At 36.4% G+C, this 11647-nt stretch carries 14 protein-coding genes; 10 read left to right on the top strand and 4 right to left on the bottom strand.

The features are described 5' to 3' along the window. Nucleotides 1-64: 64 nt before the first annotated feature. Nucleotides 65-694 (bottom strand): futalosine hydrolase, encoded by a 630-nt coding sequence (mqnB, locus tag ACFX5U_RS22060; protein ID WP_280571404.1) that lies wholly within the window; start codon nucleotides 692-694, stop codon nucleotides 65-67. A 106-nt stretch (nucleotides 695-800) separates the two neighbouring features. Here mqnB and ACFX5U_RS22055 point away from each other — a divergent pair, with 106 nt between their 5' ends. From ACFX5U_RS22055 to ACFX5U_RS22010, 10 genes are all read left to right on the top strand, one after another. Next, nucleotides 801-1214, top strand: coding sequence for a 6-carboxytetrahydropterin synthase (locus tag ACFX5U_RS22055; RefSeq protein ID WP_038694964.1), 414 nt, complete (start codon nucleotides 801-803; stop codon nucleotides 1212-1214). Nucleotides 1215-1241: 27 nt separating this feature from the next. After that, nucleotides 1242-1871 carry a GTP cyclohydrolase I FolE gene (folE, locus tag ACFX5U_RS22050; RefSeq protein WP_038694962.1) on the top strand — a complete coding sequence of 210 codons (630 nt, stop codon included), beginning with the start codon at nucleotides 1242-1244 and terminating at the stop codon, nucleotides 1869-1871. 233 nt (nucleotides 1872-2104) lie between these two features. After that, nucleotides 2105-2740, top strand: a complete 636-nt coding sequence (locus ACFX5U_RS22045; RefSeq protein ID WP_400263626.1) for an O-methyltransferase — start codon at nucleotides 2105-2107, stop codon at nucleotides 2738-2740. Nucleotides 2741-2762: 22 nt separating this feature from the next. Further along, on the top strand, nucleotides 2763-3290 hold the full coding sequence (locus ACFX5U_RS22040) for a glucosaminidase domain-containing protein (protein ID WP_051959706.1): 528 nt from the start codon (nucleotides 2763-2765) through the stop codon (nucleotides 3288-3290). A 13-nt stretch (nucleotides 3291-3303) separates the two neighbouring features. Further along, complete coding sequence (locus ACFX5U_RS22035; protein ID WP_400262145.1) at nucleotides 3304-4002, top strand: glycoside hydrolase family 73 protein; 699 nt, start codon at nucleotides 3304-3306, stop codon at nucleotides 4000-4002. Further along, complete coding sequence (locus tag ACFX5U_RS22030; protein WP_400262144.1) at nucleotides 3989-4132, top strand: LysM peptidoglycan-binding domain-containing protein; 144 nt, start codon at nucleotides 3989-3991, stop codon at nucleotides 4130-4132. The genes ACFX5U_RS22035 and ACFX5U_RS22030 overlap by 14 nt, the downstream gene beginning before the upstream one ends. Nucleotides 4133-4217: 85 nt before the next feature. Beyond that, complete coding sequence (locus ACFX5U_RS22025; RefSeq protein ID WP_038694958.1) at nucleotides 4218-4949, top strand: hypothetical protein; 732 nt, start codon at nucleotides 4218-4220, stop codon at nucleotides 4947-4949. Between the two features lie 29 nt (nucleotides 4950-4978). Further along, on the top strand, nucleotides 4979-5275 hold the full coding sequence (locus ACFX5U_RS22020) for a hypothetical protein (RefSeq protein WP_400262143.1): 297 nt from the start codon (nucleotides 4979-4981) through the stop codon (nucleotides 5273-5275). Continuing rightward, nucleotides 5214-6008: a DUF3078 domain-containing protein gene (locus ACFX5U_RS22015; protein WP_400262142.1), complete on the top strand. Its 795-nt coding sequence runs from the start codon at nucleotides 5214-5216 to the stop codon at nucleotides 6006-6008. The genes ACFX5U_RS22020 and ACFX5U_RS22015 overlap by 62 nt, the downstream gene beginning before the upstream one ends. Further along, a complete protein-coding gene (locus ACFX5U_RS22010; RefSeq protein ID WP_400262141.1) occupies nucleotides 6008-6883 on the top strand; it encodes an N-acetylmuramoyl-L-alanine amidase in 876 nt (291 codons plus the stop codon). Before ACFX5U_RS22015 ends, ACFX5U_RS22010 begins: the two co-directional genes overlap by 1 nt. A gap of 1 nt (nucleotide 6884) precedes the next feature. On the opposite strand, the gene ACFX5U_RS22005 is transcribed toward ACFX5U_RS22010, so the two are convergent. From ACFX5U_RS22005 to ACFX5U_RS21995, 3 genes are all read right to left on the bottom strand, one after another. After that, nucleotides 6885-8585, bottom strand: coding sequence for a sodium:solute symporter (locus ACFX5U_RS22005; protein WP_400262140.1), 1701 nt, complete (start codon nucleotides 8583-8585; stop codon nucleotides 6885-6887). A 105-nt stretch (nucleotides 8586-8690) separates the two neighbouring features. After that, complete coding sequence (locus ACFX5U_RS22000; protein ID WP_038694952.1) at nucleotides 8691-8891, bottom strand: hypothetical protein; 201 nt, start codon at nucleotides 8889-8891, stop codon at nucleotides 8691-8693. Between the two features lie 13 nt (nucleotides 8892-8904). Next, the gene (locus ACFX5U_RS21995) at nucleotides 8905-11361 is read right to left on the bottom strand and encodes a PIG-L family deacetylase (protein WP_400262139.1); all 2457 of its coding nucleotides are present in this window, start codon (nucleotides 11359-11361) and stop codon (nucleotides 8905-8907) included. Between the last annotated feature and the right edge of the window lie 286 nt (nucleotides 11362-11647).

Raw genomic sequence — 11647 nt, 5'->3', positions numbered from 1 at the left:
TTAATATCCTCTTTTATGTCATTTTTTAATAAAAGGATGGCGAAATATGCAATTTCAATCAATTCTAATCCGGATAGATTTCAGTTAGAATTTGAAAAAGGGTCCTATTACTATTTTTTATTGCTAAAGGGATGTTCCACGTGGCACGATTACGTTTCTCTACATAATTGGATATACCACGTATCTGTATGCTTTGGCACTGAGTCTCCATGGCCACTAAAAATACCGCTGCTCCCTCCATAGATTCGATGAGCGCTTCTGGGATTTGAGTCCGCAATTTTTTAATCTCAGATTCATTCCCATGTACTTTATTGACTGTGATTCCCAGGCCTGACGGTAATGTTTTCACTAATTCAATGGTATTTTTATTTTGTTGGGCAAAATAAATGGACTGGCCAAAGCCAAGTTCATCGATGGAGATAAATTGGTCATCATCTTCCGCTCCTAATTCGGAAAATACATCTCGATCAATTGAAACGACGTCTCCAATAGACAGTGAGCGGTCGAAACATCCTCCTATACCAATGTTGATAATCAGATCATATTTATTTCTAGCGAGGTGTTTACCTAACGCATAAGCAGTATGAACCATTCCAACACCAGTAATCAAATATTCGGTGTCGGGATATTGGTCTATTCGGTCAATAAAGGGTTGAATTTCAAACTGTGTTGCTGCTACTATAAGTGTTTTCATACGGAAGAACCTTTGCACAATATTAATCAATAATTTACGCAAATGTGATTGTAATCACTTTTCTGAAAGTGATATTTTGCTTACAAAGACGTATCTTTGTAGTATTATGGTATATATCACTCGTCGTGAGCGCTTTTGCGCTGCACATAAGCTTTACCGGGAAGATTGGAGTATTGAAAAAAACGAAAATGTTTTCGGCAACTGTTCGAATGTTAACTGGCACGGTCATAATTACGATTTGTTTGTAACGGTCAAAGGTGACGTAAATCCAACAACAGGTTTCTTGATTGATTTAAAATTGATGAAAACCATTATATTGGAACATATCGTAAATAAAGTTGATCATAAAAATATAAATCTTGATGTCGATTTTATGAAAGATAAGATGGCTTCAACGGAGAACATTGCAATAGCAATCTTTGAAGTTTTGAAACCATTATTTGAGGAAGAACAAGTGCAATTGCACTGTATTCGTCTTCACGAAACAGAAAATAATTACGTCGAATATTTTGGCGACTAATCTTATACACTAATTTATTTAATAACTATGAGTAATCACTCATTTGAAGAAGAAGAGTTAGACGGCTACGTTAAAATCGATCAATACAATCAAGAAAAAGTCGATCGTATTGCAGCACATTATACAGATATTTTAGAATCTCTGGGTGAAGATCCAAATCGTGAAGGGTTGTTGAAAACGCCAGAACGTGTGGCAAAAGCATTACAATTTTTAACGCACGGTAATAATATTGATCCGGCTAAAATATTGCAAGGTGCCATGTTTGAAGAGGACTATAGCCAAATGGTTGTAGTAAAGGATATCGAGGTCTATTCAATGTGCGAACACCACATGTTACCTTTCTTTGGAAAAGCACATATTGCATACATTCCTAATGGACATATTGTGGGTTTGAGTAAAATTCCACGTGTAGTGGATATTTTTGCAAGAAGACTACAGGTTCAAGAACGTTTAACAAATGAAATTCGCGATTGTATACAGGAAACCCTAGGTGCTAAGGGGGTGGCTGTAGTTATTGAATGTAAGCATATGTGTATGGCAATGCGCGGTATCCAGAAACAAAATTCGGTGACTACAACGTCTGCTTTTACGGGAGCTTTTCAAAATGATGTAACACGTTCAGAATTCTTAAAGTTAATTACAGCAAATTTGATGTAATTCAATAATAAATGATAAAATTTAAAGCCCAATCTTTCAAAAAAGATTGGGCTTTTTTTTCTTTTAAAATTAAACTTTTGTAAAAACAGTCAATCTTATGAAAGTGTTTTTCTGGTTCATAAAGCTAGTTTTGATTTTTGTCATAATACATACATAAATATTAGTTGGCTGATTTTTAAATAGTTATGTTTTATTTTTTCGGTTTATAAATCATGTTCAGTAATTTTGTTGTTATGGACATTTGTAATGAGCAGTTAGAATCCTACTTAGAGCACACTTGTGACGATGAAAATTCGTTGCTTAAAAGCGTAAACAGGGAGACTTATTTGAAGGAAACGATGCCCCATATGTTATCTGGACATTACCAAGGTAGAGTGCTTGCAATGTTAAGTAAATTGACCAGCCCAAAGACTATTTTGGAAATTGGTACGTTTACTGGATATGCTACGCTTTGTTTAGCTGAAGGCTTGTCGGAAAATGGTGTTCTACATACAATAGATATCAATGCCGAACAGGAAGAACGTGTGCAGGGGTACTTTGATCAGTCTGAATATGCTTCTCAAATCACCTATCACATAGGAGATGCGGCAGAAGTAATTCCAACTATTCAAGGAAGCTTTGACCTCGTGTTTATAGATGCAGATAAGAAGCGGAATCATTACTATTACGAATTAATCTTAGATAGAGTCCCGTCTGGAGGGCTGATTTTAATCGATAATGTCTTGTGGAAAGGCAAAGTATTAGATGAAAATCCAGACAATCAAACAAAGCAAATCATAGATTTGAATGAACAATTAGCTCAGGACCAGCGCATCGAAAAGGTTTTGTTACCAATTCGAGATGGACTTTTTGTATTACGCAAAAAGTGATTAGTGGACTAAATGATTCTTTATGAATTTTAAAACATTAAAAAACTATGTTGCTGTATTAATTTTGATCTTAGGTAGTTATACAGCTACTTTAGCTCAGAGCAATCAATTTTATATTGATAAATACAGCCCCATAGCACAAGAAATGATGCAGGAACATGGTGTTCCAGCGTCCGTTATTTTAGCGATTGCTATGCATGAAAGTGCACATGGTAATAGTAAGATAGCGAAAAATTTAAACAATCACTTCGGTATTAAAGGGAAAAATAATAGCAAAGTGATTCGTTCAGCATATAAAGGTTATAAGTCAGTTCTTGATTCTTATAATGACTTTATATCATTGGTAAAACGAAAGAAAACCACATCTTCCTTATTTGAGGAAAATCGGGGACAGAACTACAAAGCTTGGGTAGGCGCTTTAGCAAAGGCAGGATACTCAAGAACTAAAGATTGGTCTTCAAAGGTGATCAGAACAATCGAATTGTATAATTTAGATAGTTTTGACGATAACTCTTCCAACAAAAATAAGAGACTCTCCGCTTTAAAGTAATTCCACATAGAAAATGAAGAAACTTGCTTTTATCTTACTTGCTTTTACTGTTTTGTTTAGTTCGTGTTCCTCGAAAAAAAGCGCTGTATATAAAGGTAGTACACATCGTGGCAATACGACAAAAAATAAACCGGGTAAGTTAAGACCAGCTGTTTCAGGAAATGCCTATGTTGAGAAATATAAAGAAATTGCGATTTCTGAAATGAACAGGTATGGTATTCCTGCCAGTATCAAACTTGCTCAAGCATTATTGGAATCGGGCAATGGTAATAGCTATTTGGCGACTAAGGCCAACAATCATTTTGGGATCAAGTGTGGTGGTGTTTGGAAAGGAAAGTCAATTACACGACCTGATGATCATATCAATGATTGCTTTCGTGTTTACGAAAGTCCTGAGCAATCTTTTCGCGATCACTCCGAATTTTTATTGCGTAAACGTTATTCTGATCTATTTTTACTCAATAAGAATGATTACAAAGGTTGGGCAAAAGGACTTAAGGCGGCAGGATATGCCACCAATCCTAGATATCCAGATTTGTTGATCGATATGATAGAGCGGTATGAGCTTTATCAATTTGACCGAATAGAAACACGGGTGGAGAAAGAGAAAAGGGAAGTTATCGTAGAGAAAGAAATCATCCACAATACGATTGAAGTACCCGTAGCTCAAACAGAAACAGGTCAAGAGCCCCGTTGCCATGCGTATACATGAAGTACAAGGGAAAGATACATTATACTCATTAAGTAAGATTTATGGAATTTCGTTGGATCAAATAAAAGAGTTAAATGGCTTGATTGATACCAATTTATCGGTAGGGCAACTTTTGGTGATTTCGAAGTAAATAATCAAAAGATGTTAAATATTTCTCTTTTGGCAAGCTAAAACGTAGTTTTACGAGAGTGAAGACTCTGATAAATATTGTATTAATGTTTTTTTTGATTGCCTTAGGATCTACGGTCTTGGCACAAAAGAAAATAGAAGGTATTGTTTCCGATATCAATACAAAACAAAGAATTTCCAAAGTAACAATTAGAAATCCGAGGACCAAGGAAGAAGTCTTTAATAATATTAAAGGGGAGTTCTCTATTTCTGCTGAAAAGGGCGATATATTAATCGCTACAGCCAAGGAATATTTTGCAGATACAGTTCTCATTGACAAATCTTTAGTCATATTATTTCATTTGAAACGCGAATCTATTTATATAGATGAGGTTTCTGTGGTTGCAAAAAAAGATCCTGATGAGGTATTAAAAAGAGCGAAATATGATTATGAAAAAGCCTTTAGACTTTCTGATCCTGGCGATTTATTTTCTGTAGGACAGAATGGAGCAGGATTGAGTATCAATTCTATCTATAGTCTTTTTAGTAAAGAGGCTAAAAATGCGAAAAGATTAAAGAAAGTGATTGAGAGCGATTATAAAGACAATGTCATCGATTATAAGTTTTCGGAAACATTGGTCAGTCGTACGACAGGATTAACAGGTGATGAGCTCCATAAATTTAGGAGAATATTTAAACCGAGCTACTTTTTTATCATCAGTAGCAGCCAGTATGAACTGACAAATTACATCAAAGACAGCTATGAAAAATATCGAAAAAATCCTGCGCGATATTTTATTGATCCATTACCAACAATAAATCCTATTTTAGTACCTTAAATTTAAGAAAAGAAAAAGCGTCGCTTGTTATGAAGTTACAATCCTTATTTGCCTTATTAATTCTTGGCTTATCGTGTGGCACGGTCCATGCTCAGGTTAATTTGAAAGACCTTAGAGTAAAGCCTGATTCAGTTATTTCGGAGAATAAACAAGAAAATATCTCCTTAAAAAATATTAGACCAATAGTTCCTAAATTAGAATTGCAAGTAGATTATTGGAAACATTGGACAAGATTTGGGATCAATATTAATCAAGCTGCTTTCAATGATGACTGGAAAGGAGGAGGAGTTGGTTTCTACCGCAGTTGGATTAATTGCAAATCATAAATCGGATTATACCAGAGATAATTTCAACTTTGTTACTGAAGTGGATTTGAGATATGGTAAGATTAAAAATAAAAGTCAAATTGCGAAGAAAAATAATGACCGTATCTTTTGGGACAATAAGCTGTCTTATAAATTGTCTCCTAAATGGGCCCTGTATACCTCTTTAACATTTGAATCGCAATTTGATGATGGATTTAAGTATACGACAAAGGATGGAAAAGATACGATCGATTATATAGAGAACGCTTTTATGGCGCCAGCTTATATAACCGAATCGCTGGGTTTTGAGTATAAGCCAAGTAATTCTTATTCTATTCGTTTTGGTACGGGTACGGCCAGACAGACTCTTATTTTAGATAATCGTATCAAACCCTTAACTGTTGAAGAATACAGTCAAAGATACCCTGATCGTGATCCAATTGAAAATGATCAAGAACGCTTTGGAGTTGAAGGAGGAAAGATGTTCAAAAATGACCTCGCTTTTCAGATAACTGGAAATATGGATAAAAATTTCACGGATAAATTGAACGTAAAAGCACGTTATAATTTATTTGCAAATTATAAGAAATTGAATGATCCATCTCATCGTCTGGATGTAACGGTTACGGCTAAGGTATCAAGAGCTATTAATGTGAACTTGAATGGAGTTTTGATATACGATTCGGATATTATCTCAAGAGTTCAATTAAGTGAAACATTAGCGTTGGGATTAGTTTTTAACCTCCCTCGATAATGCTTTTTAAAAATAAAATTGCCTTTCTGACCATATTTTGTTTTGCTGTAGCCGTTATCGGTTGCAAGAGCAAGTCAAGTATGGCCAAGAAGGTACTTGTGGCTCCAATTGTATCCGTTAAATTAGATACGGTTATCAAGACGGTAGTCGTACATGATACGATTCCTAAACTGAGTTTAGGTGAACACAAAGTATGGACATTGGAAAAGGCTGGTCTTCATAATGATGTGCGCCAAGAAACAGCCATTCATTATGATATTCGTAAACCCAACTATGTCATTATTCATCATACGGCCCAAAATAGTCTTAATCAAACAATAAGAACATTTCAGGTTGAGCATACAAAAGTAAGCGCTCATTATGTTATTAGTCGCGATGGTGTAATTGTTCAGATGCTGAATGATTATGTGAGAGGATGGCATGCGGGTCTTTCTAAATGGGGCAGTATCACTGATATGAATTCGATTTCTATCGGAATCGAATTAGATAATAATGGGAAAGAAGCTTTTCCCGATGCCCAAATTGAAGCATTGATACAAGTTTTAGATACTTTGAAATCAAATTATGGTATTCCCTCTTCTAATTTCATTGGCCATGCTGATATTGCTCCAGCCAGAAAAAATGATCCAAGCGTTTATTTTCCTTGGAAAAGATTGGCAGATAGGGGTTTTGGGTTGTGGTACAATCCGAGTGAACTGGTATCCGCTCCAGACAATTTCAATCCGATAGATGCTCTAAAAATTATTGGATACGATACGAGGAATTTGAAGGCTGCAATTGTAGCTTTTAAAAGGAAGTTTATCGTCAATGATGTAAGTCCCGAACTCAGCGTATACGACAAAAGTGTCCTATACAATTTATATCAAAAGTATTAAGCTATCCGATTGGGTAGCTTTTTTTACGGTCCATTGTTGCGGCTAAGTATGCCAAGAGCATCACCGAGAGACATCCAATCACATTCAACCATAAAAAGGCAATAACATCCATCTTCCAAATGGTAAAAACGATGACTTCAGATAGAATTGCGGCATAAAATACGGCTCTTCCTCCTACCCTTTTCATGTAAAAAGCAACAATAAAAATACCGAGTATAGTACCATAAAATAAAGAGCCCAATATATTGACCGCTTCGAGAAGATTGCCGAGCTTGCTGGCATATAGCGCCACAGCAATGGCGAATACTCCCCAAAACAAAGTAAATATACGGGACCAAAAGAGATCCTGATGTTCTGTAGATTGTTTATTGATAAATCTTTTGTAAATGTCAACAGTACTGGTGGACGCCAATGAATTGATTGCACTGGCTGTTGAACCCATGGAGGCAAGAAAGATGACTGCGATAAGCAAGCCAATTAAGCCCTTGGGGAAGGTGTTGGTGACAAAGGATAGGAATATATAGTTATTATCGTTGGTCTCTGCAGTAGGATTGTTTTTCTTGATTAAATCGACCACCTCAGTGCGAATATCATCAAAGTTTTCATTTGACTGTTGGAGTGCTGTTCTTGCTTCATCTATTGCAGACTGGTCATCCCGATCAATAGCTGTTGTCAAACGATCGATAGTAACCCTTTTTTCATTACTTATTGCAACTTGTTTTTCTTCTAGAGCACGATATGAGCTGCTGTATTCACTTTGTTTTAACTTATCTATCTCTACTTGGTTAAAGAATATTGGAGGCGTATGGTATTGATAATAGACAAAAACAAGCACTCCGATAAGCAAGATGCAGAACTGCATGGGTATTTTCAGCAGACCATTCATTAATAAGCCCATTCTACTTTCTTTTATCGATGAGCCTGTTAAGTAACGTCCTACCTGGCTTTGATCTGTTCCGAAATACGAAAGTTGTAAGAAAAAACCACCAATGATCCCTGTCCACACAGTATATTGATTATTCAGATCAAATGTAAAATCTATGGCATTAGTCTTACCCGATTTTCCGGCAATATGAAGCGCTTTAAATAGACCAATATCGCTTGGCAATAGTTTTACGACAAGTATACCAGCCACCAATAGCGCTCCAAATATGATGCTCATTTGAAGCATTTGTGTATGAGAAACCGCTTTTGTTCCACCATATGTCGTATACATCACGACAATACTTCCAATCAATATTGTTGTTAATGATAAATTAACGTGCAAAATGCTTGCGATAATAAGTGCAGGAGCAAAAATACTGATACCTGTTGAAATACCACGCTGAATCAGAAATAGCAAAGCAGTCAACCCTCGGGTTCGAATATCAAAGCGTTTTTCTAAGAATTCGTAAGCCGTAAATACGCGAAGTTTATGAAAGATAGGTACGAAAGTGATACAAAGCACAATCATGGCCAATGGGAGACCGAAGTAAAATTGGACAAAGCTCATTCCCGAACTATATGCAAGCCCAGGAGCAGAAAGAAAGGTGATGGCGCTCGCCTGAGTGGCCATCACCGAAAGTCCAACGTGGTACCAGGGCAAAGATTGGTTGCCAAGAAGATACCCATCAATATTTTTGATTCCTCGACTCTTGTACATGCCATACAGCACGATGGTCAAAAGTGTCAGAATGAGAACTATCCAATCAATCGTACTCATGAAAAATATTTCGTGAATAGATAGAGTAATAGTATGACCAGAAAAAGACTACAAGCAACAAGGCTATAATAGCGTTTCCATTTGGTCGATATAAACGTATTGCTCCTATCTGTCACTTGGTCTTTGAGCATAAAAGAAGTTATTGAAGAGAATGGCAATAACTAAACCAACTACAGCCCCACCTATAATACTTAAAAAAGTTTCGTTTGCAGTGAATGAAATTAAAGCTCCAAATATGACACCGATTAATACGATTAATCCTTTTGGACTTGGTGCACATGTGTTGTTTTCAACTTGATTTTCCATTGTATTGTATGTTTTATTTTGATTTTGATAACAAATTTACAAATAATCTGTAAGCTCCGGGAACTCCAGCAGGCAATTGTCTGAAAAATGACAATGATGTATAGACAAATCTACCACTTCCATAGTTAGTAATCAAGAGCGATCCCTTGTGTAGCGGTTCATCTTTGTCTTGTAACTGTATCGGTGTTTGGTAATGGCTATCGATATCTTCGGCAAAATATAAACCTCTTTCCTGTACCCAGTGATCAAAATCTGCTTTCACAATCTTATTAGGGTAATTGAAAACAGGGTTTTGTTCGTCAAAATGTACTTCTGCCAATTCATCCGTCACCCTACTATTCCCGATTCTGAAAGGATAGGGACCAAATTGATTCGACAGCAATTTATTGTTCACATTGTACTGCTCCAAGACCGTACCTCCATTTTTAACATATTCAAGAATCTTGGGGCTTATCTTTTGCATAGCTTTCAATACATTGAAAGCTCTTATTCCTACAATGATTGCGTCATATTGTGATAGATTTTGATGCAGGATTTGCGCTTCGGTCAATAAGTCTACCGATATCCCTATTGCCTTTAGCGATTCAGGGATAAGGTCTCCAGCTCCTACTAAGTAACCAATTTTTTTAATCGGTACATCCAATTGTAGGTTGCTTACTTTTATTGTTAAATCTGGAAACCAGGTAATGGTTGGAATATGCTCATAATGAATCTCACGGTTGATTTTGACCTTTTCATTAGTGCTACCAAAAATAAATGATAGAGTGTCTAATCGGGTCTCTTTTGACAGCGCTTGTATGGTGATTTCCTTACTTATTTGTGGTTTGCTTTCAGTAAATTTTAATTCTAGATCACCTGGTGAAATTTGCCAATTCCCATTGATAATGGGCTTGACAGTTTCCGTTCTATCTTTTGTATTGCTTTGATTTGTAAAAGTTAGCGTTATTTGTTGTGCTTTATTGTTTTGGCTTAGCACTACAGATTGATCTAAGGATGCGGTTATTGCGGGAGAAATGGCAATCGGATTATAGATTTCACCCCTAACAGGATCTGTATATTTATATTGTATCGGTTTGGTATAGCTAAAGGCCCTTCCATGTATAATTAAACCAAATGTTACCGATGGATAATCTGGATTTTCAGGTTCTCCAGTTTTGTTAAAATCAGAGAAGTGGAAACGACCGATGCTACTGGGCGCATTTAACCAATAGGGCTGCGTGGTAGACACCGCTGGAAAGGTACTTTGAAAACTCATCAAGGTATTACTTTCCAAGGACTGGCTGATGTTCTGTCCATTTATTGCTGTAAGTTGTATTGGAGTAGCATCTGTCCTGATAATAATCTCATTTGTTACTTTTATAGCGTCGCCATTGGAGTAATGCGGAGCATCTGCTATACTTTCGATTCTAATACCAGCACAAGCGAGTATTAAATCCTTGATCTCATTTGTTTTTTGTTCTTTCCAATATGGATTGTCAATTTTATCGACCAATTCCAAAACTTCGAACAGCTTAGGAATTGATTTATCGGGAGAGTCGACCCGATAATCCGCATTAATCTCTTTTATTTTTTGACTGATAGTTCTCCCATCCGTTATTCTTGACCAAGTTTGGTCTATATCTTCGAAAATATCTTTTTTAGCAGGTTTACCGGCTACAAATTCAAAATATTCTTGCGCTTTTCCAACTTGAGCAGCACTTCCAAATCCTTGACTTTTGTGCGAGGAGCGACTTTCTGCTGATATTTCGCCGTAAGATTTGCCAATCAAGGGGTTATATTGTCCAATTTCAATTTGCATCTGACTATCGTTTATAGTATTCTGGCTACTGAAATTATAGGTGTTCCATAGCAACCGAGTCGCTTGCCAAGGTTTTACAAGCTTGAGTTGTTCTGGAAATCTTGTTGGGTCTGCCGCTGCAAGAAATGCTTCCTTGGCTAGGATAGCCGAAGCTTGATGATGGCCATGTCCACCTCTTGAATCTGGCGGAAATCGCGTAATGATTACATCGGGACGGAATTTTCTAATGATCCAAACAGCTTCTCTCAAAACCTGGTCTTTATCCCAAAAATTAAATGTTTCTTCAGAAGTCTTAGAAAACCCAAAATCAAATGCTGAGGTAAAAAATTGCTCGCCCAGATCGATTTTTCGTGCAGCTAGAAGCTCTTGTGTTCGGATGAGGCCAAGTTCAATTCCCTGCTCTGTACCAATTAAGTTTTGTCCACCATCGCCCCTAGTGAGCGATAGATAACCCGTCCTGAGGTGTTTTTCTTGGGCTAGCCATGCGATTAATTTGGTGTTTTCATCATCTGGATGGGCCGCAAAATACAAGACCGAACCTAAGACTTCTAATTTTTCTAACTTGGATTTGATTAGCGCACTATTCCAACTTGTTGTTGCTTTTTGAGCATGGGCATGATGAAGAAATACCCAGCATATTAGTACGTTGGTAAATAGAATTGATTTTAGCATAGATTAAAGGTAATTAATTCTGTGATTAAATAAAAAACGGAAATTCCGTGGGGAGAATTTCCGTTTCTAACAATTAAAATATTTTCTTAAAATCTATCCTTTTAGTTTGTTTTTGGGGATAGCAAATTCTTTAAGTGGTAACCTTTATTACCGCTAAAGATAGTATAATCTTTATTGCAGTTTAGCATTAATTTAAAACAAGTTTTCCACAAAAATAGGCTTATAAACATTTTCACACTAAAAATGAGGGCCTTATTGCAGAAACTTAGATAGACTAAGTGCTAAA

The organism is Sphingobacterium sp. SG20118 (assembly GCF_044740685.1).
Classification (GTDB): Bacteria; Bacteroidota; Bacteroidia; order Sphingobacteriales; family Sphingobacteriaceae; genus Sphingobacterium.
This window is presented reverse-complemented; position numbering and strand designations above follow the sequence as displayed.